This is a genomic window from Sorangium sp. So ce590 (assembly GCF_051521365.1).
GTDB lineage: Bacteria > Myxococcota_A > Polyangia > Polyangiales > Polyangiaceae > Sorangium.
In genome coordinates, this window is the sequence record NZ_CP150346.1 from 6,994,098 (window position 1) to 7,018,128 (window position 24,031).

16 protein-coding genes and 2 pseudogenes are annotated in these 24,031 nt (G+C 73.0%); 3 read left to right on the forward strand and 15 right to left on the reverse strand.

What is annotated here, in order from left to right; all coding sequences use genetic code 11:
- Positions 1-2: 2 nt before the first annotated feature.
- The 10 genes from WMF28_RS26085 to WMF28_RS26130 all read right to left on the reverse strand — a co-directional run bounded on the left by WMF28_RS26085 (position 3) and on the right by WMF28_RS26130 (position 14,992).
- A complete protein-coding gene (locus WMF28_RS26085; protein WP_437596031.1) occupies positions 3-2,480 on the reverse strand; it encodes a SpoIIE family protein phosphatase in 2,478 nt (825 codons plus the stop codon).
- 17 nt (positions 2,481-2,497) lie between these two features.
- On the reverse strand, positions 2,498-2,875 hold the full coding sequence (locus tag WMF28_RS26090; protein ID WP_437596032.1) for a hypothetical protein: 378 nt from the start codon (positions 2,873-2,875) through the stop codon (positions 2,498-2,500).
- Complete coding sequence (locus WMF28_RS26095; RefSeq protein WP_437596033.1) at positions 2,856-2,987, reverse strand: hypothetical protein; 132 nt, start codon at positions 2,985-2,987, stop codon at positions 2,856-2,858. Before WMF28_RS26095 ends, WMF28_RS26090 begins: the two co-directional genes overlap by 20 nt.
- A gap of 220 nt (positions 2,988-3,207) precedes the next feature.
- Complete coding sequence (locus tag WMF28_RS26100) at positions 3,208-5,706, reverse strand: SpoIIE family protein phosphatase (RefSeq protein ID WP_437596034.1); 2,499 nt, start codon at positions 5,704-5,706, stop codon at positions 3,208-3,210.
- Between the two features lie 16 nt (positions 5,707-5,722).
- The gene (locus tag WMF28_RS26105) at positions 5,723-6,100 is read right to left on the reverse strand and encodes a hypothetical protein (protein WP_437596035.1); all 378 of its coding nucleotides are present in this window, start codon (positions 6,098-6,100) and stop codon (positions 5,723-5,725) included.
- Complete coding sequence (locus WMF28_RS26110) at positions 6,081-6,599, reverse strand: hypothetical protein (protein WP_437604312.1); 519 nt, start codon at positions 6,597-6,599, stop codon at positions 6,081-6,083. The genes WMF28_RS26105 and WMF28_RS26110 overlap by 20 nt, the downstream gene beginning before the upstream one ends.
- A gap of 76 nt (positions 6,600-6,675) precedes the next feature.
- A complete protein-coding gene (locus tag WMF28_RS26115) occupies positions 6,676-9,186 on the reverse strand; it encodes a SpoIIE family protein phosphatase (RefSeq protein WP_437596036.1) in 2,511 nt (836 codons plus the stop codon).
- A 17-nt stretch (positions 9,187-9,203) separates the two neighbouring features.
- Positions 9,204-9,581, reverse strand: a complete 378-nt coding sequence (locus WMF28_RS26120; RefSeq protein ID WP_437477142.1) for a hypothetical protein — start codon at positions 9,579-9,581, stop codon at positions 9,204-9,206.
- On the reverse strand, positions 9,578-9,994 hold the full coding sequence (locus WMF28_RS26125) for a hypothetical protein (RefSeq protein ID WP_437596037.1): 417 nt from the start codon (positions 9,992-9,994) through the stop codon (positions 9,578-9,580). Before WMF28_RS26125 ends, WMF28_RS26120 begins: the two co-directional genes overlap by 4 nt.
- Positions 9,995-10,333: 339 nt before the next feature.
- Positions 10,334-14,992 (reverse strand): nSTAND1 domain-containing NTPase, encoded by a 4,659-nt coding sequence (locus WMF28_RS26130; protein ID WP_437596038.1) that lies wholly within the window; start codon positions 14,990-14,992, stop codon positions 10,334-10,336.
- A gap of 46 nt (positions 14,993-15,038) precedes the next feature.
- On the opposite strand from WMF28_RS26130, the pseudogene WMF28_RS26135 reads away from it, so the two are divergent.
- The 3 genes and pseudogenes from WMF28_RS26135 to WMF28_RS26145 all read left to right on the forward strand — a co-directional run.
- Positions 15,039-15,329, forward strand: a pseudogene (locus WMF28_RS26135) (Uma2 family endonuclease); the annotation flags it as partial.
- Between the two features lie 158 nt (positions 15,330-15,487).
- Positions 15,488-15,988, forward strand: a complete 501-nt coding sequence (locus WMF28_RS26140; protein ID WP_437596039.1) for an FHA domain-containing protein — start codon at positions 15,488-15,490, stop codon at positions 15,986-15,988.
- A 683-nt stretch (positions 15,989-16,671) separates the two neighbouring features.
- Positions 16,672-17,514: a hypothetical protein gene (locus tag WMF28_RS26145; RefSeq protein ID WP_437596040.1), complete on the forward strand. Its 843-nt coding sequence runs from the start codon at positions 16,672-16,674 to the stop codon at positions 17,512-17,514.
- A 153-nt stretch (positions 17,515-17,667) separates the two neighbouring features.
- Here the strand turns inward: WMF28_RS26145 and WMF28_RS26150 are convergent, their stop codons facing one another.
- The 5 genes and pseudogenes from WMF28_RS26150 to WMF28_RS26170 all read right to left on the reverse strand — a co-directional run bounded on the left by WMF28_RS26150 (position 17,668) and on the right by WMF28_RS26170 (position 23,652).
- Complete coding sequence (locus tag WMF28_RS26150; protein ID WP_437596041.1) at positions 17,668-17,922, reverse strand: helix-turn-helix domain-containing protein; 255 nt, start codon at positions 17,920-17,922, stop codon at positions 17,668-17,670.
- Positions 17,923-17,932: 10 nt separating this feature from the next.
- Positions 17,933-18,268, reverse strand: a pseudogene (locus WMF28_RS26155) (type II toxin-antitoxin system VapC family toxin); the annotation flags it as partial.
- Positions 18,252-18,572 carry a hypothetical protein gene (locus tag WMF28_RS26160; protein ID WP_437596042.1) on the reverse strand — a complete coding sequence of 107 codons (321 nt, stop codon included), beginning with the start codon at positions 18,570-18,572 and terminating at the stop codon, positions 18,252-18,254. The pseudogene WMF28_RS26155 and the gene WMF28_RS26160, both read right to left, overlap by 17 nt.
- A 186-nt stretch (positions 18,573-18,758) precedes the next feature.
- A complete protein-coding gene (locus WMF28_RS26165) occupies positions 18,759-20,855 on the reverse strand; it encodes a PKD domain-containing protein (protein WP_437596043.1) in 2,097 nt (698 codons plus the stop codon).
- Positions 20,856-21,255: 400 nt separating this feature from the next.
- Positions 21,256-23,652, reverse strand: coding sequence for a hypothetical protein (locus tag WMF28_RS26170; RefSeq protein ID WP_437596044.1), 2,397 nt, complete (start codon positions 23,650-23,652; stop codon positions 21,256-21,258).
- Positions 23,653-24,031 lie beyond the last annotated feature (379 nt).

Below are 24,031 nucleotides of genomic sequence, written 5' to 3' on the forward strand. Positions count from 1 at the left end.
CGCTACGCGGGCGCGCGGTACCGCGCCACGACCACCGTGATGTCGTCGTCGGGGCTCGAGCACCAGCCCTCGACGTCCCTCAGGATCCGGTCGCGGATCGCCTCGACGGGCGCGGTCTGGACGGCCTCGATGGCGGCGCAGAGCCGCTCCAGCCCGAACTGCTCGCGGTGCGCGTTGCGGGACTCCGTTACGCCGTCGCTGTAGAGCACGAGGACGTCCCCGTCCTCCAGGACGAACTCGGCGTCCCGCGTCACCGCGTCGATGACGGGCAGCACGCCGATCCAGACGCCCGTGCTCGGGATGCACACGCACCGCCGCGTCCGCGCGGAGCACACGATGATGTCGTCGTGCGCCCCCGCGAACGTCACCCGCCCGCTCCGCTCGTACCGGAGGAGCAGCAGCGTCGCGTGCTCGTCCCGCTTCAACCGGCCGCGGACGTTCTTGAACACCGCCTTGTTGAGCGCCGCGAGGAGCTCGCTCGGGCTCGCGCCCGGGTCCCGGCTCGTCAGCGCCGAGACCATGCTCTGGATCATCAGCATCACGAGCCCCGCCGCGAGCCCGTGCCCCGCGACGTCGCCGATCCCGAGCCACCCGCCCCCGGGCGTCGCGATGACGTCGTAGTAATCGCCCCCCACCTCGGCGGCCGGGGTCATGGCCGCGCTGAGCTCCAGCCCCTCGACCGCGAGCTCCTCCGGCACAAGCGTCGTCTGGAGGCGCGCCGCGAGGGCGGTCTCCTGCCGCTCGCTCTCCTGCTCCAGCCGCTCGCGCAGCTCCACCTGGCGGACCATCTCCCGGTGCAGCGCCACCGTCTTCACCGCAGAGCCGATCTGGAGCCGCAACGCGTCGTACGCCGTCTCGGACATGCCGCTGTTGAGCGCCATGATCCCGAAAAACTCGGTGTCACCAAACGTAATCGGCATCACAACTGTGCCCCTGCGCTCGTGCGAGCTCAGGAACCCGGGCGGCGCGAGGGAGCGCGCGGGGAAGCTCTCCGCGGGGGGCGCCACCTCGCGACCGCCCTCCATCAAGAAGAACGTCTTCAGGGCGGTGCGCTGGGCGTCCTCGTAGAGCGAGACGGCGGCGCAGGTGACGTGCAGCCGGGGCATCTCCGAGGCCAGCATGCGCTTGAAGAGCGGCAGGCTCAGGCACGTCGAGAACCACCGCCCGCTCCAGCTCAGATCGATCGCGGCGACCTCGACGTCGAGGCGCTGGCGCCCCTCGGCGCGCACCGCCGCGGCCCCGACGAGGACGCGGCACGCGTGCCAGAGCTGCTCGATGGCCTCGTTCGCGGCGGCCCCGGCCGGGTCCTCGCTCGGCCGGCGGAGCCGCGCGCGCAGCAGCGTGATCACGCCCTGGAACAGATCGAGGAACACCCCCTCGCGCGCCGCCGCGTCGAGGACGCGCTCCAGCACGAGCAGGAAGCGCCCCTGGCTCCCCTCGAGCTCCTCCTCCAGCGCCGACAGGAGCTCGCCGGACCAGCCGTCGAGCGAGGCGGCCGGGATGCCCACGGCGCGCTCGAGCGCGCGCTCGAGCTCGCCGCGGCGGCCGCCGAGCACGAGCCCCCCGTGGCGCGGCGGCGGGCTCGTGCGCGGCGGCACGGCGGCGACGGCCTGATAGGCGCAGCCGCACGACTCGCGCCGCGTGAGCTCGATCGGCTGCGTGCGGAGCTCGGGGACGCGCTCGCCGTCGAGCATGCGCAGGACCGTCTCGAGCGCGATCTCCCCGAGCCGCTGGATCGGCTGGCGGACCGTGGTGAGCGACGGCTTCGCGTAGCGCGCCACGCCGACGTCGTCGAAGCCGCACACGAGGATGTCCCGGGGGACATCGCGGCCCTGCGCCTTCAGGAGCTCGATCGCGCCGAGGGCCATGTTGTCGTTGGCGGCGAGCACCGCGTCGAGCTCGACCCCGCGGGCCAGGATCTCGGCCATCGCGACCCGGCCGCTGTCGATCGTGAACTCGCCGGCCGCGACGAGGCGCTCGTCGCAGGGCAGCGCGCGCGCGGCGAGCGCCTTCCGGTACGCGTCGGCGCGGAGCCTCGCCTCCCCGTTGTTGGCCGGCCCGCCGATGTACGCGACGCGCCGGCACGCGTGCTCGTCGAGCAGGTGGCCGGCCGCCATCTCGATCCCGAGGCCGTTGTCGACGACGACGCTGGGGACGCCCGCGAGCGGGATCCCGATGCTGCACACGGGCAGCGGCGCGTAAGCACGGCAGAAGCTCTGCACGCCCTCGACGCCGACGTGGTTGCAGAGCGGCGCCGCGGCGACCACGATGCCGTCGACCGCCTCCGGGCCGACGAGGCGATAGATGCTGTTCTGGGCGACCTCGGCGGCGCTGTGGCCGGCGAGCGTCTCGCCGACGGCGATCACGAGATTGACGTCGTGCGCCTCGGCGGCGCGCTCGGCCCCGATCCGCACGGCGGACTGGTACTCGCCCCGCACATAATCCATCACGAGGGCGATCGTCCGGCGCTTCTGCTTCATGTCCTCGGGCTCTCGGGTCAGGCGTCCTCGATCGAGACGAGCTCCGGGGACATGCGCTCGAGCGCCGCCAGGCTCCGCCTTTGCCATCCGAGCCGCGCGTCCGCGATGAACAGCACCTTGCACTTCATCCCGTGGCCCGCGAGGCCGCAGATGAAGCTGATGAACGCCTTCAGGCAGCTCGAGTTCAGGAAGTAAAGGGCCCTGATGTCGAACTCGACGACGTGGATGGAGAGGCGCTGCACCTCCGCCTGGAGCGCCTTGAGGCAGAGGCCGAGCTCCGGCGCCGCCGCCATGTCGCCTGTCCCGCTGAGCTTGACGCCGAGGGTGTCGTCCCTCAGGGTCGGAGCGATCCCGAAGCTGTCCGTGACGACAGGCTCAACCCGCAAGCTGCTCATCGACCCTCCATCTCCCGACCGGCGCGCGCGCGAGGTGCGTCAGCTCGTCGCCCTCGCCCTCGCTCGCGAGCGCGCGGTCCTCGTCCAGCACCATCGCGCAGACGCTGGACACCGACCGTAACAGCGCGATAACCGTCCGTTTGCTCGGAAGAAACGTGATGCACCAACGTGATGTACAGGAACGGCGAAGCGTTCTGGCTCACTCCGGAAGCTAACACGACCCGGCCAGCGTACGTCGTTCTTGCACGGGATCCAATCCCCTCGGTCCGCTGTGCGGCCATGTAGGCGCGCTCGTGGCCGCGCGCCACCACCGCGCCGGGCCGTCAGGGCCGTCAGGGCGGTCGGGGCGCTCGGTACCTCGCCACGACCATCGTGATGTCGTCGTCCGGGCTCGGGCACCAGCCCTCGACTTCCTTCAAGATCCGGTCGCGGATGGCCACGACGGACGCAGACTGGGCGGACTCGATGGCGGCGCAGAGCCGCTCGAGGCCGAACTGCTCATGGTGGGCGTCGCGCGCTTCGGTCACTCCATCGCTGTACAGCACGAGGACGTCGCCGTCCTCCAGGACGAACTCGGCGTCTCGCGTCATCGCGTCGATCGCGGGCAGCGCGCCGATCCAGACACCCGAGCTCGGGATGCACACGCAGCGACGGGTGCGCGCGCGACACACGATGAGGTCGTCGTGCGCCCCGGCGAACGTCACCCGCCCGCCCCGCTCGTACCGGAGGAGCAGCAGCGTCGCGTGCTCGTCCCGCATCAGGCGGCCGCGGACGTTCTCGTACACCGCCGCGTTGATGGCCGAGATCAGCCGGGCAGGGCTCGCCCCCGGGTCCCTGCGCGTCAGCGCCGAGACCATGCTCTGGATCATCAGCATCACGAGCCCCGCCGCGAGCCCGTGCCCCGCGACGTCGCCGATCCCGAGCCACCCGCCCTCGTCGGTCGCGAGCACGTCGTAGTAGTCGCCGCCGACCGCGGCGGCCGGCTTCATGACGGCCGAGAGCTCGAGCCCCTCGACCGAGAGCCGCTCCGGGACCAGCGTGGTCTGGATGCGCGCCGCCACGACGCTCTCCTGGCGGACCTTCTCCTGCTCCAGCCGCTCGCGCAGCTCCACCTGCCGGATCATCTCCCGGTGCAGCGCCGCGGCCTTGACCGCCGAGCCGAGCTGGAGGCGGAGCGCGTCATAGACCAGCTCGTGCGCACCGCTGTTGAGCACCGCGACACCGAACTTCTCCAGGTCGCCGAACGCGACAGGGATCGCGATCAGGGTCGTGCGCTCTCCACCCCCGAGAAAGCCGTCGGGCGCGAGGAGCCGGGCCGGGAAGCTCGCGGGCGGCGGCTCCACCTCGCGGCCGCCCTCCATGAGGAAGAGCGTCTTCATCGTGGTTTGCTGCGGGTCGTGGGCGCCGAGCGTGCTGTCATAGAGCGACACCGCGACGCGCGAGAACCCCAGGGCGGGCAGCTCCGACGCCATCACGCGCTTCAGGATCGGCAGGCTCAGGCAGGTCGAGAAGCTCCGCGCGCTCCAGCTGAGGTACATCGACGCGAGCTCCACGTTGAGCCGCCGCTCCCCCTCGACGCGCACGGACGCGCTCCCGATGACGATGCGCGAGGCGTGCCAGAGCCGCTCGAGGGTGTCCTGGAGGACGCCGTCGCCGCCGTCCTCGACCGGCCGGTGGAGCCGCTCGCGGAGCACCGCGATCGCGCCCTGGAAGTGATCGAGGATCGCGCCCGCGCGCCCCGCCGCGTCGAGGAGCGCCTCCAGCGCATGCAGGAAGCGGCCCTCCTTCCCGGTGAGCTCCGCCTCCAGCGCCGACAGGAGATCGCCGGGCCAGCCGTCGAGCGAGCCGGTCGGGATCGACACGCTCCGCCGGAGCCCCCGCTCCAGCGACTCCCGCTGCGCGGCGATCAAGGCCGCGCCGCTCCGCCCCAAGGTGCCCGGAGGCGGGAGCGAGGCGCTCGCCTGGACCCCGCAGCCGCACGACTCGCGGCACGTGAGCTCGACCTCCAGGAGCGCCATGTCCTGCACGTCCTTGCCGTCGAGCATGCGCACCATGCTGTCCATCGCGAGGGCCCCGAGCCGCTTCATGGGCTGGCGGACGGTGGTCAGCGACGGCTTGGAGAACCGCGCGATGACCGCGTCGTCGAAGCCGGACACGAGGATGTCCTGCGGGACGCGGATCCCCCGCTCCTTGAGCAGCTCCATCGCACCGAGGGCCATCTTGTCGTTGGCGGCGACCACGGCGTCGGGCTCGCCCCCGCCGGTCAAGAGGTCGCGCATCGCGCTCCTGCCGCTGTCGATCGTGAACGCGCCTTCCGCGAAGAGGCGCTCGTCGAGCGGGACGGCGCGCGCCGCCAGCGCTCCCCAGTACGCCTCGGCGCGCGCGCTCGCCTCCTCGTTGTTGGCCGGCCCGCCGATGTACGCGACGCGCCGGCGCCCGTGGGCGTCGACCATGTGCCCGACCGCGAGCTCGATCCCGAAGGCGTTGTCCACGGTGAGGCTCGGGATGCCCTCTATCTCCATTCCGATGCTGAGGACCGGCAGCGGCGCGTAGCCGCGGAGGAACTCCCGCATCCCCTCGATGCCGATGTGATGGCAGAGGGTCGCCGACGCGACGATGACGCCGTCGACCGTCTCCGAGCCGACGAGGTGATAGATGCTGTTCTGGGCCGCGTCCGTCGCCCCGGGCAGCGCGAGCGTCTCTCCGAAGGCGACCAGGAGATTGACGTCATGCGCCTCGGCGGCGCGCTCGACCCCGAACCGCACCTCGGACTGGTAGTCTCCGCCCACGTAGTCCATCAAGAGGGCGATCGTGCGGCGCTTCGTGCTCATGCCCACGGCTCTCGGGTCAGGTATCGGCGATGGAGACCAGCTCCGGGGACATGCGCTCGAGCGCCGTCAGGCTCCGCCGCTGCCACCCCAGCCGCGCGTCCGTGATGAACTCCACCTTGCACTTGAGCCCCTGGCCCGCGACGCTGGAGATGAAGCTGATCAACGCCTTGAGACAGCTCGAGTTCAGAAAATAAAGCGCCCTCACGTCGAACGCGACGGCGCTCACGCGCAGGCGCAGCGCCTCCGACTGGATGTCCTTGAGGAAGAAGCCGAGCGGCCCGACCGCCGCCATGTCGCCCGTACCGGTGAGCTTGACGCTGAGGGTGTCGTCCCTCAGGGTCGGCTCGATCCCGAAGCTGTCCGTGACGACGGGCTCAACCCTCAAGATGCTCATCGACCCTCCACCTCCCAACCGGCGCGTGCGCGATGATCGTCAGCTCGTTGCCCTCGATCTTGTAGTCCACGTCGAGCCCGCCCTCGGCGCGCACGCGCGCGAGGCCGAGCCCCGACACCCCTTCTACCATCGCCGTCTCGCAGATGAGCTCGTCATAATGCTTCACCGGATCGATCGCTGTCTTCAGCTCGAACAGCCGCCTCTCCACCTCGCGCAGCCGCTCCGGAGAGGCCTCGTTGCGGGCGCATATCTTCATGACGCACGAGCTGTCGCTCTCCTCCAGCGCGAGCTCGAGGCTGACCTTGGGGCCGGAGGAGTACTTGATGATGTTCTCGGCGAGCTCGTGCGCCGCCATGTAGAACCGCGAGCACACGTTCGCGTCGTCGAGCACCATGCTGCAGAAGCTGGACACCAGGCGAAGCACGCTGTTGGCCATCCGCTCGGTCGGATAGAACGTGATGCACAGGAACAGTGACCCGCTGCGGCTCGGTTCGGACACTGGCACGATTGAGCAGCCTACGTGGTTCTCGGACGGAATCCAATCCCTGTCTTCCTTCCCGCGCGCGAGGTAGCGCTCATGTAGGAAAGCCGGCGGACTGGAGCGACAGCCCCCGAGGCGCGCTGTACCTCGCCACGACGACCGTCACGTCGTCATCGGGGCTCGGGCACCAGCCCTCGACCTCCCTCATGATCCGGTCGCGGATCGCGTCGGCGGGCGCGTCCTGGGAAGACTCGATGGTGGAGCACAGCCGCTCGAGGCCGAACTGCTCCCGGTGGGCGTCGCGCGCCTCCGTCGCGCCGTCGCTGTACAGCACGAGGAGGTCGCCGTCCTCCAGGACGAACTCGGCGTCTCGCGTCATCGCGTCGATCGCGGGCAGCGCGCCGACCCACACGCCCGAGCTCTGGATGCACACGCAGCGACGGGTGCGCGCGCGGCACACGATGAGGTCGTCGTGCGCCCCGGCGAACGTCACCCGCCCGCTCCGCTCGTACCGGAGGAGCAGCAGCGTCGCGTGCTCATCCCGCTTCAGCCGGCTGCGGACGTTCTCGTACACCGCCGCGTTGACCGCGGAGACGATGTCGCTCGGGCTGGCGTTCGGGTCGCTGCGCGTCAGGGCCGAGACCATGCTCTGGATCATCAGCATCACGAGCCCGGCCGCGAGCCCGTGCCCCGCGACATCGCCGATCCCGAGCCAGCCCCCCTCCGCGGTCGCGAGCACATCGTAGTAGTCGCCGCCGACCGTGGCGGCCGGCCTCATGACGGCGGAGAGCTCGAGCCCCTCGACCGAGAGCTGCGTCGGCACAAGCGCCGTCTGGATGCGCGCCGCCACGACGCTCTCCTGGCGGGCCTTCTCCTGCTCCAGCCGCTCGCGCAGCTCCACCTGCCGCACGACCTCCCAGTGCAGCGCCGCGGCCTTGACCGCGGAGCCGATCTGGAGGCGGAGCGCGTCATAGACCAGCTCGTTCGCGCCGCTGTTGAGCACCGCGACGCCGAATTTCTCCGCGTCGCCGAACGCGACCGGCAGCGCGATCACGCTCCAGCGCTCCCCATCTCCCAGAAAGCCGTCGGGCGCGAGGAGCCGGGCCGGGAAGCTCCCGGGCGGCGGCTCGACCTCGCGGCCGTCCTCCATCAGAAAGAGCGGCACCATGGTCTTGCGCCGCGGGTCGTCGTAGAGCGACACGGCGACCCGCGAGAACTGCATCCGCGGCAGCTCCGACGCCATCATGCGCCGCAGGATGGGCAGGCTCAGGCAGGTCGAGAAGCTCCGCGCGCTCCAGCTCAGGTACAGCGACGCGAGCTCCACGTTCAGGCGCTGTTGCCCCTCGGAGCGCACGGACGCGCTCCCGACGAGCACGCGCGAGGCGTGCCAGAGCTGCTCGAGCGTCTCCGCGAGCGCCGCGCCCCGGAGGTCGCCGGGCCCGCGGCGCACCCGCTCGCGGAGGAGCGTTATCACGCCCTGGAAATGCTCTAGGTTCGCGCCCTCGCGCCCCGCCGCGTCGAGGAGCGCCTCGAGGGCGCGCAGGAAGCGGCCCTCCTCCCCGGCGAGCTCGCCGTCGAGCGCCGACAGGAGCTCACCGGCCCAGCCGTGGAGCGGGCCGGCCGGGATCGCGACGCTCTTCTCGAGGTCGCGCTCCAGCGCCTCCCGCCCGCCGGCGTGCGCGGGCGGGAGCGGCGCGCGCCGCGCCCTGCTCGAGGGCCCGCCCGCCGCGTCCGCCGGGTTGCCGCAGCCGCAGGACTCGCGCAGCGTGAGCTCGACCGGGAAGAGGCTGCGCTCCGGGACGGGCTCGCCGTCGATCATGCGCATCAGCGCGTCGACGGCGCGCGCGCCGAGCCGCTTGATGGGCTGGCCGACGGTGGACATCGACGGCTTCGTGAAGCGCGCGATGACCACGTCGTCGAAGCCGCACACGAGGATGTCCTCCGGGACGCCGAGGCCGCGCGCCCGGAGGGCGTCGATCGCGCCGAGGGCCATGGCGTCGTTCGCGGCGACCACGGCGTCGAGCTCGACCCCGCGATCCAGGATCTCGCGCATGGAGGCGCGCCCGGAGTCGATCGTGAACGCGCCGCACGCGAAGAGGCGCTGGTCGAAGGGCAGCGATCGATCGGCGAGCGCCCTGAAGTAGGCGGCGGTGCGCACGTCCGCCTCCTCGTTGTTGGCCGGCCCGCCGAGGTACGCGACGCGCCGGCACCCGTGGGCGTCGACCATGTGCCCGACCGCGGCGTCGATCCCGAGGGCGTTGTCGACGACGAGGCTCGGGACGCCGTCGATCGCCACCCCGATGCTGCAGACCGGCAGCGGCGCGTAGGACCGGCAAAACCGCTGCATTCCCTCGATGCCGACGTGATGGCACAGGGTCGTCGAGGCGATGATGATGCCGTCGACCGTCTCGGCGCCGATGAGGTGATAGATGCTGTTCTGGGCCGTACCGGACGACCCGGGGAGGGCGAGCATCTCGCCGAAGGCGATCACGAGATTGACGTCGTGCGCCTCGGCGGCGCGCTCGACGCCGAAGCGCACCCCGGACTGGTACTCGCCTCGTACGTAGTCCATCAAGAGGGCGATCGTCCGGCGCTTCTTGCTCATGGCCTACGGCTCTCGGGTCAGGTATCGGCGATGGAGACCAGCTCCGGAGACATGCGCTCGAGCGCCGTCAGGCTCCGCCGTTGCCACCCCAGCCTCGCGTCCGTGAGGAACTGGATCTTGCACTTGAGCCCCTGACCCGCGAGACCGCAGATGAAGCTGATGAACGCCTTGAGGCAGCTCGAGTTCAGGAAGTAGAGGGCCCTCACGTCGAACTCGACGGCGCTCACGGAGAGGCGTATCACCTCCGCCTGGAGGGTCCTGAAATAGGAGCCGAGCGGCGCGGCGGCCGCCATGTCGCCCGTGCCGGTGAGCTTGACGCTGAGGGTGTCGTCCCTCAGGGTCGGCTCGATCCCGAAGCTGTCCGTGACGACGGACTCAACCTTTAAGCTGCTCAATCTGCCCTCCATCTCCCAACCGGCGCGTGCGCGATGATCGTCAGCTCGTTGCCCTCGATCTTGTAGTCCACGTCGAGCCCGCCCTCGGCGCACACCCGCGCGAGGCCGAGGCCCGACACCCCCTCTATCATCGCCGTCTCGTTGATGAGCTCATCATAGTGCTTCACCGGATCGCTCGCGGTCTTCAGCTCGAGCAGCCGCCTCTCCACCTCGCGCAGCCGCTCCGGAGAGGCCTCGTTGCGCGCGCGGATCTTCAGGATATAAGAGCTCTCGTCCTCCTCCATCGCGAGCTCGAGGCTGACCTTGGGGCCCGTCGAATACTTTGTGATATTCTCGGCGAGCTCGTGCGCGGCCATGTAAAACCGCGAGCTCACGTTCGCGTCGTCCAGCACCATCCCGCAGAAGCTGGACACCAGCCGTAACACCGCGTTGGCCAGCCTCTCGCTCGGGAAGAATGTGATGCAAAGGAACAGTGAAGCGTTCTGGCTCGGTTCGGGCGCGGGCACGGTTGGAGCAGCGTACGGCGTTCGCGGACCGGATCCAATCCCTTCTGCTCTCTCGCGGCCGCGCAGGTGAGCGCGCTCCCTACAATGTCACGTCCGATGGGCCGAGAGAGAGTGAGCGCGCGCGCGACAGCGCGCTTCGAGGGCGCGGGCGAGGCGCCCGCCCGCGTGAGCGCGATCGGTGCAGCGGTTCACGAGAGATTCGCGAGAGGTCCCGGGCGCGTGGCGCGGGGGATCGTGCGTTGCGGGTCACGGGGATCCGTGACGCGCCACGAGCCGCTTGCCCTCGGCCCGCAGGTTCGACACCGCCTCCCCCACCCGCCGGGCCAGGGGCAACCCCCGGGGCACCACGACGCCTGCCGGCCCGCCCACGCGGCCGAACGACCACGAGAGCACCGAGCCCTCGGCGTCCCAGGGCGCGAGCCGCTCGCGGCCGTCCGACGGCATGGCGCCGACGATCTCGCGCCGCACCAGGTCGAGCACGGCGATCCGGTCCGCCGACGAGAGCAGCATCGTCTTGCCGTCGGGCGCGGCGGAGAGGTCCTCCCACTCCGCCCCGCTCACGCCGTCGAGCACCCGCTCGGCGAGGCCGGCGCGGCGGACCAGGACGACGCCCGTCGCGTCCGCGAAGGCCACGTCGCCCGGCAGCGGGCCGTCCGCGATCGCGGTCGCCCGCGGCGTCGCGTACCCGAGCACCCGCACCTCGCCGCGCCGCTCGTCGATGCGCGCCACCGCGCCCGAGCTGAAGGCGAGCCACAGCCCCGGGCCGACGTCGCCGCGCGCGGGGCTCGGGCGCGCCTCGTAGACGTAGCCGTCGGTCACCGCGAGCGTGCGCGACGACAGGTCGCGGAGCGACGTCGCGACGAGGTTGCCGTCGAGCTCCTGCGTGAACAGCGTCCGGCAGGCGGCGTCGACGCCGAGCACGAGCGCGGGCGCCGTCGGCACCGCCTCCACGGTCGCCCCGGTCGCCGCGTCGAACAGCGTCCACACCCCCTCGTCCTTGCGGTACGACAGGACGCGGCCGTCGTCGCAGGCGCGCAGCAGGTGCCCCCGTTGCGCGGCCGTGCGGCGCCGCGACCCCTCGTCGTAGAGGCGCACCTCGCCGCCGATCTGGAGGGCCACCGCGCCCCCGCTCCGCAGCGCCGCGGCGGCCGAGGCGCTCGCCTCGCGGAGCTCCGGCCTGCCCGCGGGGTCGAGCCCCTCGAACCGGAGGAAGCGCTCCGCGGCGGGCGGGCCCGGGCTGAACAGGATGAGATCGCGCGTGAGCACGCGGCGGTCCGGCAGCCGCCACCCGCCGAGGAGCCCGTGCGGGCCGACGTCGCGCTCGGCGAGGTCGGCCGCGTCGCTGCGCGCGCGCAGCGGCTGCGGCGCGCGCTGGCCGGGCGGCGCCTCGCACGGCGAGCCCTCGGGCGGCGGATCGCCCGGGGCGCGCCCGCCCTTCCGGAGGTAGTGCCAGGCGCTGCCGCCGCTGCCGCAGACGCCCAGATCGAGCCCGCCCGCGTCCCAGCGCGCCGACGCGGGCGCCGGGTCCGTGTCGAGCTCGAGGAGCGGCGCGCCGGGCCGATCGAAGGCGTAGATCGACGTCCTGCTCTGCTGCACGAGCGCGATCGCGGGGTCCCGCGGGCTGAAGCGCCCGAGCACGGCGGGCGCCGCCAGGGTGATCTCGGCGCCCGCGCCGCCGTCCGGCCCCCAGAGCAGCGCCCTGCGCCCGAGCACCGCCGCCACGCGCGCGCCGTCCGGCGAGATGCCGAGCACGTTGCCGCGGAACGGGTGCCTGTCGACCGCGCCGGCGCCGCCGCCGCGCCGCATGTCCCAGCGCGCGATCCCGCCGTCGGTCGAGCAGGCGAGGACGGGCGCCGCCTCGGCCGCGTGCACGGCGCTGCTGCACTGCACCGGCGCGACAGCGGCCAGCGCCACGGTGCCGCCCTCCCGCAGCCGGAAGACGCGGACCTCGCCCGTGACCGAGCGCGTCGCCACCGCCGTGTCGAACGCGAACGGCACGCGCTCCACGTGCGGGGCGTCGTGCGGCCGCAGCGCGAGCACGCGCGGCGGCCTGGCGAGCTCGACGCTCTCCGGGTCGACGTCGAGCGCGACGTCGTCGATGACGTCCGGATCGGGCGGGCGCAGGTCGGCGATGAGCAGGGTGCCGCCGGGGCCGCCGGCGACGACCCAGCGGTCGTCCCACGGCAGCGCCGGCCCCACCACGCTGTCGACCGTCAGGAAGTGCGCGCGCGGCAGGCCCATGGCCGCGGTCGCGAGATCGAGCGGCAGCGCCGCGTCGTCCGCGCGCCGCCCGAGGGCCGCGGCGATCCACGCGGCGCGGTGGTACGGGTCCTCGGTGCGGCGCGCCTTGCCGATGAGCTCGGCGAGGTCGGCGCGCTCCTCGGCCGCGCGGCGCGCCGCCTCGGCGCTCGCCTGGCGCGCCGACACCCACCGCTCGGCCACGAACCCCGAGGCGACCGCGAGCCCGAGCGCCGCGACCGCGCCGATCTTCTTGGCACGCTGGACGCGGGCGCGCCGGAGGCTCTCGCGCACGAGGGCCTGCTCGCGCCGCGGCAGCCGCGAGGCGAAGGCGGCGCCCGCGCTCACCTGGTCGAGCAGGTCGCGGCGCAGCAGGAAGTCGGGGCTCTCGCCGGAGCGATCCCACACGTCGGCGGCCTCGCGGAGCCGCTCGAGCAGGATGACCCGCTCCATGTGCCGCGCGCGGGTGGCGGCGAGGTGCGGCCAGCCCGCGACGAGCGCCTCGTGGGCGAGCTCCACGGCCCTGTCGCGGCGGACGAGGAGGCGCGCGCGCTCCAGGGCGCCGAGGATCCGGTCGACCTCGGCGGGCGGGGCGGCGACGGCCTCGACGAGCTCCGCCTCGACCCAGCGGACGCGCGACCCGTCCACGGCGCCGAGGCGGAGCAGCGCCTCGTCGGCGATCGCGCGGTCCTCCGGGGTGAGGGCCGCGATGGCGGCGTCGGCGTGCCGCGCGAGGGCGCCGCGCACGCCGCCGAGCGCCTGCCACGCCTCGCCGCTCAGGACGTCGCGCGCGCCGCGCGCGGTCGTCCACCAGTCGGCGAGGGCGAGCGCCACGAACGACAGCGCGGCGCCGCCGCCCCGGAGCTCGCGCTGCACCTCGGCCTCGACCTGAGCGAGGCCGCGCACCTCGGCGCCGGCGAGCTTCGCCGGGCCGGCGACGAGGTCCTTCACGGCGGCGGCGGCGGGCAGCCCCACGTAGCGCAGCGCCGCGCGCAGGCCCTCGCCGGCCGGCGTGGCGAGGAGCGCCGCGGCGCGATCGTCGGCCTCGTCGAGCACGCCGACGAGCCGGAGCCCGCGCCGCGCGTCGCCGGTCGCGAGCGCGCTCACGAGGGCGGCGAGCCGCCCGTCGCCGAGGGGCGCGATCGGGTCGATGACGAGCGCGACCCCGACGGCCGACGTCATGCAGAACCTGGTGAGCGCGGCGAGGTCTGCGGCCTCGAGCTCGGGCGAGACGGCGGCGAGCGCGCAGGCGAGGGCGCCGTCCGGGTCGCCGTCGGGGGTGAGGCGCGCCTCGATCCAGTCGTCCTTGTGGTCGGCGTGGCGGCGCGCGAGGTGGGGCACGAGGCCGGCCGAGGCGAGCGAGGTCTTGCCGGCGCCGCGCGGCCCCTGGAGGACGAGGCACGGCTCGAACTCGAGCTCGCGCCCGAGGCGCGCGATGTCGTCGTCGCGCCCGAACAGGAGGCCTTCGTCGGCGGCCGACAGGGGGGCGAGCCCCCTGTACGGCCGGTCCGGGACGCCGTGGGGTCGCTCCCAGACCTCGTCGATCAGCTGCTTCAGCCGCCCCGGCGCGACGCGCCTGTGCGCGGGATCGACGGAGAGCAGGCGCTTCAGCAGCGCGAGGAGGCCGCGCGGCAGCCGCGCGGGGTCGCCCGCGAGGTCGCGCATGGCGCCGCGCAGGGTCGCGCTGCGGAGCTCGGTCCACCAGGCGGAGACGCTCGACGGGTCGGAGCAGTCGTCCGGCTCGTCGGGGACGTCGTGCGGGAGGCGTCCGGTCGCGAGCTGCGCGATGCACACGGCGAGCGCGTAGGCGTCGGTGGCGGCGGTGGGCTCGGCCATCTCGAGCACCTCGGGGGCCATGAAGCCCGGCGTGCCGATGACGTTGCGCGCGACGGCGGGGCTGTCCGCGCCGGCGAAGGCGCGGCGGGTGGAGGCGTAGACGTCGCGCTCGGCGAGGAAGGCGGCGGTGCCGAGCTCGCCGCTGCCGGCGCCGCTGTCGCCGTCACGGCCGCCGCTGCCGCTGCCGTCGCGGCCGCTGCCGCCGCCGATGCTAACGGCCGGGGGCGCGCCGGGGGCGCGCGAGAGGGGGCCGCCGGGCGGGGTGCCTGCGCGCCGCGAGATGCCGAAGTCGAGGACTTTGAGGGTGCCGTCCTGGGTGAGGAACAGGTTGGCGGGCTTGAGGTCGAGGTGGACGACGCCGCGCGCGTGGATGACGTCGAGCGCGCCGGCGATGTCGCGGGCCCAGGCGACGACGCGGCGCCAGGGGACGCGCCCGCGGTAGCGGATCAGGTCGGCGAGGTTCCTGCCCTCGAGGAGCTCCATCGAGACGAACGGGGTCCTCGCGGCGCCGTGGAGGATGCCGGCGGCGTAGATCGTGACGAGCGAGGGGTGCCGGAACGAGGCGAGGAGCTTGGCCTCCTCGGCCCAGTCCGCGGCCTCGGCGAAGTCCGAGACGAGGAGCTTGAGGGCGACCTCGCGGAACGGGGCGCCGTCGGGCAGGAGCTCCTCGGCGCGCCACACGTCGCCGAAGCCGCCGCGGCCGAGCCGGACGCGGAGGCGGTAGCGGCGGTCGAGCGCGTCGCCGGGCATGTGCCCGAGCCCGCCCGGGGGCAGCGGTACGACGCCCGGGTCGCGGGAGGAGCTGCCCTCGTCGACGAGCGTGCGGTCCATCGCACGACGACGGTATCACCGGCGCGGGGAGAGGTGGACGGTCTCGCTGCGCAGCACACCGCCCGGTGCTCCACGCGCGCCCGCGCGCGCCCGCGGCGGCTCGCCTGCCTGCGCGTGGACATCGCCAGCCCGGCACGCGACACTGTCGCGCATGGGCGTGGCGGCTCCGCGACGGAAGCTCTCGCCAGGGGAGTATCTCGAGGTCTACCCCGACGGCTCGGTCGTCTGCGGCCGCCCCGAGTTCGAGGATGAGCGGCGCGACACGCTCCTGAACCCGGCCCTCGTGATCGAGGTGCTCTCCGATTCGAGCGAGGCGTACGATCGCGGCGACAAGTTCGGGGCCGCCGGCGCGGCAGAGCGCCTCCCAGGGGGTAGAACGCCCCCGTGACCTCGGATCGTTAAGACCGTCGTTCACCGGCCGGAGATCGCGCTGCGGCCGGGCGCCCGCGTCCTCCTGCGGCGCGGGAGCTCACGGTCTTCGCCGGCGATGCGGTCGTGGTCCACCCGCTGCCGCCGAGCGGCTCGGTCTCGATCGGCCGCGCCGCCGAGAACGACATCTGCATCCACCACGCGTCCGTCTCGCGCCGGCACGCCGTCCTGCACCTCGATCCCCCGCTCCGGATCGAGGATCTCGGCGGCACCAACCCGATCTCCGTGCGCGCCTCGCGAGCAGACCAGGCGCGCACGCCCGCCGGGACAGGGAAGACGGAGGACATGCGGCAGGTCTCCGGGCAAGCCATCGAGATCGCGCCGGGCGACTGCATCACCCTGGGCTCTGCCCTGATCGTCGTCCGCCTGGCCGAGGCGGCCGAGGCGCACCGGGCGGAGCGCTGGGGGATGGATTCTCCGCCTGTTTCGGCGGCCGGGGCGGCCAAGGAGGGCCCGGCGGCTACGGCGGCCCGGGGCGCGGCGGCGACTCGATCGGCATTGCCTACCTCGACGAGGACCAGCTCACGCTCGAGGGCGTCACCTTCGAGATCGGACGGCCGGGCATAGGCGGCACCAGCTGGAACCACGATGGCAGCACGACGGTGGGAGAGAGCGGCACCTCCGTCGAGACGCTGCGGTTCCCCGAGTCGTTGGAATGAACCCCACGGGTCGAGCAGGCGCGCGCTGGCGATCGAACGCTCGCGCGCGCCGCGCTCTCAGCACCCCCGAGCATCACGACCTGGTCCGACGCTCCATTTCAGCCTCCCTGCCAGGTCACGATCTGGCCGGGCGCTCCTTTCCGGCCCTGCGGCAAGATCACGACCTGGCCAGGCACTCCTTATCCGGCCCTGCGGCAAGGTCACGACCTGGCCAGGCGCTCGCTTCCAGCCCCCCGGCAAGATCGCGACCTGGCCAGGCGCTCGTTTTCAGCCCCCCGGCAAGGTCGCGTCCTCGCCTGGCGCTCCTTTTCAGCCCTCCGACAAGGTCGCCTCCCACCCGAGAGGCTCCCCGGAACCCGCCGGCCTGGCCGGGATCTGGCCGCCACTTCAAAATTATGCTCCGCGCCAGATCGCGACCTCCGCCATACGTCCGTCATGGACGACCTGCAAAGGCACGCCGCCCCACGGCCTCCAGCATCACGACCAAAACCTGCTTCGAGGCCAGCGCACGCAGAAAGAGCATTGACACGCTTGCCCCTTTGAAGATGTCCTTGCGGGACACGTTTTGCCCCGAATCAGGAGGTTGATGCGATGTTGAAGCACCTGATGATCGAAGAGATGGTCGCGCTGCTGGCTCCCTGGGTCGAGAACGCGCAGCGGAAGCGGCTGTTCCTCTCGATCCCGGAGATCGCCGGTCTGCACCCCAGGGTGGTCGAGGCGCATGAGACCGTGCTCGCGGTGCGCCCCGCCAAGACCGCTGGTTCGCCCAGGATGGTCGAGCTCACCCAGGAGCTCGCCGTGGTCGATACGCGCCACGACCACCTCGCCAAGGCGGTGTCGTGGGGCATCGACGCGCATCGCGAGCACTGCCTCGCCGGGGAGCCGCCGGACGCCGAGCGCGCCGCCGCCTGTGATCAGGTGCAAGGCAAGCTGTTCCCGAGCGGGCTCAGCATCATCAAGGCGTCGCCGACGGCGGAGTCGGGCAACACCGCGCGGATCGCCCGGCTCCTCGACGAGGAGCCGGCCATCGCCGAGTTCCTGAAGGGGATCCCTGCCGCAGGCAAGACAACGCTGCTCCACACGACGCAGCGGTGGATCAAGGCCGGCAAGGAGCTCTCGGCGATCGAGCACGAGCGGGACGCGCTCGCCGCCAAGGAGAAGACCGCGCCCGTGCCGAACGCGACCATCCTCTCGGCGCGCAGCAAGTGGTTGCGGGTCGTCTCCGCGGTGCTCTCCAACCTGGACCTCTCCGATGCGCCGGCCGAGGCCATCGAGACGATCCGCGGCCCCGTGCTGAAGGCGTCGGAGCGCGCCGGCAAGCGGTACGCCGGCGTCGGGCCGAGCGAGACCGCCGTCGAGGAGCCGCCGGCCCCGGCGGCTCCTGCGGCGCCCAGCGAGGTCGACGCGGCCGGGAGCGATGCCCTCGGCGGCTGAGCTGTCCTGCCCGTGACGCGGGCCGACAGGCCGCGGAAGGCAAGGGGACGCGCCCCGCCCTCTCCGCGCCCCGCCCTCTCCGCGCCCGCCCTCGCCCCGCCGCAGATCGTCGAGCAACGTCTCCACTATCCCCCGGCGTGCGCCGCGCCCCGCTCACTCGTCGCGGAAGCCGAGCCCGAACCGGTCGATGCGCCGCTTGATCATGACCCGGGTGATCCCGAGCTGCCGCGCCGCCTCGGACAGGTTGCCGCGCGCCGCCTTCAGCGCCTCCTCGATGAGCCGCCGCTCCGTCGAATCGAGCGCCTGTCCCTGGCCGAGCGGTTCGCGGCGCTCGATTCGACGGAGCGGCGGCCACCGAGAGCCGCGTGAAGTCCCGTTCGTTGAACGTGAGCAGTACCCCCGCGTCAACTGCCTCAGCCGTCGCCAGATGGATCGCGTCGAAGATCGCGCCCGACCGGAGTCCTTTGGAGGCACAGCGCTCGACAGCCTTCATCTGGATCTGCACGGTCAGCGACACCACCTCGAATCGGTCCAAGAGGTCGCGGATCGCCTCCCAGGCTACGAACGGGGAAATGGGCGGAGACACGGGGAGCTTCGTCAGGTCCGACCACGGCTCGCTGAGCGCGTGCACGCTCACCACGCCATCGATTGCTCCTTCGGACACCGCGCTCAACCACACGATGGCGCGCGGATGGTCCCGGTGCGAGGCGACCAGGGCCGCGGTGAGCACCGACGTGTCAAAGGCGACCTTCACCGGAGCCCTTCAAGAGCGAGTCGATACGTTCGTCGCGTGCTGAGCGATGATCGGGGATGTCCTCGGAGGCGATCTCGCCGTCGAACACGAGAAACCCGTGCCGCCGCACGAACCGTGGATCCAATCCTGCCTCGCTCGCCCCCGAGTCGCGTGCCTCGGCGCTGTTCGGCTCCGGATCGGCGCGGAGCCTCTCGCGAAGCAACCGCGAGGCTTCTTTCTCCGGGGTCGTGCCCAGCCGTTTGGCCCGGAGCTCAAGTTTCTCCATGACTTCCGGTTCCAGGTTGTCCAGAACGAGCTGCGCCATAGGTCCTCCGGCGTCTGCTGCCGCAGTCTACCTGATCCGCGCTCCGCTGCCCCTCCGGCCGGACGCGCTGCGCTCGAGCGCGATCCGGGCCGCCGTCGCGGTCGACGGCGGCCCGCCTCACGTCGCGCGCGGCGCCCGGAGGCCCCGCGCGCGCCAGGAGCCGCGCGTCAGCCGGTCACGATCCGCTCACAGGCTCATGCAGAGCGTGAGCTGACCCGGCCACTCGATCAGCACGTCGGAGCAGCCGGCGCCCCCGAGCATCGGGGCAAGCTGGAACGGGCCCGATCCGTTGCAATCAGCAGAGTCCATGCCCCAGTCCTGGAGCTCGGTCGACTGATCGCGGTGCGCGATACAGCAGTTGTCCGACGGCTGGTGCTTGTACGTCTTGCCCACGAACCCGGGCGCGATGCGGCTCAGCGCGCCCTGCGGGGCCAGCGTGTAGCCGGCGTCGCACGCGCCCCCCGAGCCGTCCAGGTAATAGCAGTGCCCGTGGAGCTCGACCTCGGTCGCCGGATCGCACAGGCCGATGTGGCAGGGCGCGCAGGGGCCGCCGCAATCGACGCCCGTCTCGCCCTGGTTCTGGAGGCCATCGTGGCACGTGGGGGCGGCGCCGCCCTCGCCCGAGCACACGACGGAGATCGTCTGGCTCGGCGCCAAGCAGGTCTCGCCGGCCACGCCGCCCCAGTTCTCGTTGCCGATGCACGGCCGCGCTGTGTACCCGCTGGTGCACGCGCACTGCGCGCCGTCCGCGGTGATCTCGAGCACCTCGGAGGTGGGGCCGCAGCCCGCCCCGACGACCCAGGTCCGGCCGTCGCACGCGATCGGCTCCGTCGGCGTCCCGTTGTGGAGCGCCTGGCAGAGCGTGTTCGCCGCCGCGCCCGTGCAGGTCACCCCCTCCGGGTCCTGGCTGCCCCGGATCGTGACGGCCGAGTACTCGCCCGTGAGCGACGCGCGGAACGCATCCCAGGCGCCGCACTGCTCGGAGGACGGCTGGCCCTGCGTGAACTCCTCCGAGAACTCGACCGTGGTGCCGGTGCAGGGCGCGCAGGGGCCGCCGCAGTCGACGCCCGTCTCGCCCTGGTTCTGGAGGCCGTCGTCGCACGTGGGGGCGGTGCCGCCCTCGCCCCCGCACACGACGGAGATCGTCTGGCTCGGCGCGAAGCAGGTGTCGCCGCCCACGCCGCCCCAGTTCTCGTTGCCGATGCACGGCCGCGCGGTGTACCCGCTGGTGCACGCGCACTGCGCGCCGTCCGCGGTGATCTCGACCACCTCGGAGGTGGGGCCGCAGCCCGTCCCGACGACCCAGCTCCGGCCGTCGCACTCGATTGGCCCCGTCTGCGTCCCATCGTGGAGCGCCTGACAGAGCAGATTCGCCGCCGCGCCCGTGCAGGTCACCCCGCCGGGGTCCTGGCTGCCCCGGATCGTGACGAACGAGTACTCGCCCGTGAGCGACGCGCGGAACGCGTCCCAGGCGCCGCACTGCTCGCTCGACGACTGGTCCTGCGTGAACTCCTCCGAGAACTCGACCGTTGTGCCGGGGGTGCCGCAGTCCGCGGAGACGTGGATGGGGAAGGTCAGCGAGGAGCTCCCGCCCAAGGGGTCCGTCGCCCTCACCCTCACGGTGGCATCACCCGGGCCGTTCGGGGTGAACGTCGCGGCGTTGCCGTCGCCCGTGATCGAGCCGGCGCCGGCGGCCAGCTCCCACGTGTAGAAGATCGCGTCGCCGTCGGGATCCTCCGCGACCGCGGTGATCGTGGCCGTTTCGCACCGGGTGATGAACTTGCTCGGCGCGATGTCGAGGTCCTGGAACGCCGGCGGGTCGTTCAGCGCGACGACCGTGTCGAGCCCGCCGTTGCCCGCCCCGAGGCACTGGGACACGAGGAAGAGCTCGGTCGTGGCCTCGGAGATGACCGTCGCGATCCCCTCGGTGGGCCCGCACTCCAGGGAGGGTCCGGCGTCGCCCATCGGCGTCGCGCAGACGCGGTAATCGCCGGGCGGCACCACGAACAGGCCGTCGGCGCCGGCGTGGGTCCCCGCGCCCGGGGGGAGCGCCCCGCCGGGGAGCGCTTCTTCTTCGAGGGGACTCGTGGTCTCCGCGATGGCGGAGTCGCTGCACGGGCTGCTCGCGTTGACGACCTTGTAGTGGACGGCGGTGACGTCGTGTCGCGCGCCGCCGACGGTGAGCGCCGCCTGGATAGATCCGTTCGCCGCTGATTCTCTTGCTGTGAACCCCCCCTTGTCCGCGTCGCACGCGGAAGCTCCCAGTGCCAGTGCAATGACCATCGATCCGCACGCGCATGCGCGTGCATCAAACCGCTGTGCCATGGCCTCTCCTTGTCCAAGGATGATCGACTTAAGACGAGCACCGCAGTCCCAACGGGGCTGCGGGCGGCTCGGGGCGGCTTCGTCGTTGCCGGGACGCCCGGCATACATGGAAGCACCGTATGTGCCACGAAACGTTCTGGAGAGATTCGGCCTCGTGCGCGGGTTGGCGGAGGGGCGCGGCGCATTCTTGCGTCAGGATCTTGCCGGATCCCGCAAAAGGCTGCGCGGGGAGGCGGCGCGGGGGGTGGCGCGCCGCCGGGCGGTTTCCGGAGTTGATCCATCGCTGGTGGCGTCGTGCCCACCGCGAGACGAGCAGACGAGAGCAAGAACGCCGCGCCCCCGCGGGGCCCTCAGCCCCTCACCCGCCCGCCGCGTCCAGCATCGCCCGCAGCAGCGGCGCCATCCTCCGCGCATCGCAGGGCGCCTTCACCGCCTTTCCCGCCACGACCGCGCTCATATTGCACGCCCCCGGCCGCGGCAGGTGATCCATCCAGTAGAGATCGAACCTGTCGTCCGGCGCGAGCCGCCGCACCATCGGATCGAGCGGCAGCATCAGCCCTTCGCGGAAGCGGGCCAGATAGACAACGTTCGACAGCCGAACCGGCGAGTTCAGCCCGATCCGCCGCCGCGTCCCCGACGCGAACGGGCCTGTGTGATCGATGAACTCCACCGTCTGGAGATCGCCGTAGAGATCCGGCTCCGTCTTCTCGACCGTCACCAGGGTCCACGCGCAGAGCGGCCGCTGCGCCCGGAGCAGCGCGCGGGTCATCTGCTCGAAATCGGGCAGATCCGCGGCCGCCCGCGCCTCGGTGTAGTGACCGTGCGCGAACTGGTTGCGCTCGGCCTGCATCAGGTTCGAGAGCGTCTCGAACGTCTGGTTGTGCGACAGCTTGACGTCGAGCACCTCCCTCGCCATCGAGCCGATCGGATCGTCGCGATCCCCGAACGCCCGCGCGGCCGTGCGCGCGAGCTCGCGCCACGCGCCGAGGGCCAGGCCGTCGCGCGTGCGCGTGCGGCCATAGAAATCGAGCAGCGCGCCCCACCCCGGGGGAACGCCGCCCGCGCCGCCCGCGCCGCTCGGGCTGCTCGGCCTGCCGCCGCTCGCCGGGGCCACCGACCCGCGCCCGCCACCCGATCCGGCCCCATCGCCCGATCCGCTCGCGCTCGCGCTCCCCCCGCCGCCGCGCCCCGAGCCGGGCGGCGCGCTTCCTCCGCTGAAGAACGCCGAAACGAGCACCGTCGCGATGAACCGCCACGTGCCCTCGAGCACGTCGAACAGCATCTTCACCCGCTCGATCGCGCTCGACGCCCCGATCGCCGCCCGCACCCTCCCGGCGATCGGATAGGGCAGGCCCCCGCTCAGCGCCGAGAGCACCCCGTGCGGATCGTCGCACTCGCGCGAGATCTCCTCCGCCCGCGCGCCCGCGTCGGCGCCGTGCAGGAGCTCCCACGACAGGGTCCGCGCGTGCTCGACCCTGCCGTCCAGGATCGGCGGCCGGCCGTGCCAGTCGCACTGCACCGCGCTCGCCATCACCGCCGGATCCGCCTTCCGGGGCACGCACGCGGCGACCACGCCGGGCGCGAGCGGCGCGATCAGCGCGCCGGCGCCCGCGTGGCTCGCGACGACCGCCGCGAGCTCCTGCGCGAGCGCCCCGATGACATGCGGCCCGACGCCGCCGAGCGCGCTCTGCTCCTCGATGCCGAACAGGACCGTCGCCCGGCGCCCGCTCCGCGACGCCTCGATCACCTCGCCCGGCGCGGCGAAGCGCGCGCTCGCCGCGGCGTCGCGGAGCTCCGCCACGGGGGTGGACCCCCCCGGGGCGCACCGCTCGCGCTCCGCCGCGAGCGAGGCGATGGCGTGCAAGCCGAGCTCGACCTCGCGGCCGGCGACGTCCGCCTCCCCGGCCACCGTGAAGTAGCCGCACGCGAACGCCCCGAGCCCCTCCGCCTCGACGGCCTCCAGGGCGCGCCCCGCCGCCGCGGCCGCCTCCGCCGCGCCGCCCCGCACGAGCGCCACCGCCGTGCCGTCCGCGTCGCCGACCGGCAGGTCCGGCCAGAGCCGGTGCACCGCGACGAGGGCGGCCGCCGCGGCCGCCGCGCGCGAGGGCGCGCCCGCCTCGATCGGCCGCAGCAGGACGAGCGCGCCCTGGCCCTTCCGCGCGAGGAGCGACGCGCACTCCTGCTCCAGGCCGCCGCGCGCGAGCAGGCCCGTCGCCGGGTCGACCGCCCCGGCGGGGACCGACAGCGCGGCGTAGCGGCGGTCGAAGAACGTCGCGCGCATGCCGCCGACGCAGACGAACGTGCCGTGGACGAGCGGCGACTCCTGCCCGCGCGCGAGGTGCCGCGCGCCCACCTGCACGGGCACGCTGCACTCCTCGCGGCGGCGCAGCCACCAGCGCACGCCGTCGTGGCGCAGCGTGGCCGCGAGCCGCGACGCGACGTCGGCGTAGACGAGCTCGTTGCGCTCGTCGCCGACGCGCTCGGCGCGGCCGAGCCGCAGCACGCCGACCGGCTCGAGCCGGAGCTCGTGGAGGTACCCGTCGCGCCCCTCGATCCGCAGCCGATCCGGGGCGGCCACCTCGCCGCGCCACAGCGAGAACCCGGGCGATTGCGTGAGCCAGAGGGTGGCGCCGCTCGCAGCGACCGAGCGCAGCTCCGCCCCGGGCGCGCCCTCGGAGCCGCTCGCCTCGACGGGCGCAGGCGGGATGCTCTCGCCCGCCGGGAAGTCTCCTCCGCTGTCTCGTGCGCCCGTCACGCGTGCCTGTCCATGGTGATCCCGGCGTCCGATCCACGCCGCCCCCGGCGCGCGCCGCCCGAGCGCACGGCGGGCTCCTCGAGCGATTACCGCACCGAGCCTCGGCAAATTCAACGCAAATGCGCCGCTGCGCATTCCTCGATCGCCGTCCGCGTCCCCCTCGATCCCCTCCCCCGCGTCACCCCCCGCCCTGGGTGGTCCTGGCCAGGGTCACCGACAGCGGCCATGGAGCAACGCGCGCGTCACCGTCGAGCTCGGAGCCAGGGAAATTGCTGCGCTCCACGCGAACAACGTAGAGAGAACCGATGGCAAATACACAGAGACCTCACGGAGTCACCTCAGGGCGCCGTAACGCCTTGCGCTTCTTGCTCGATCTGCC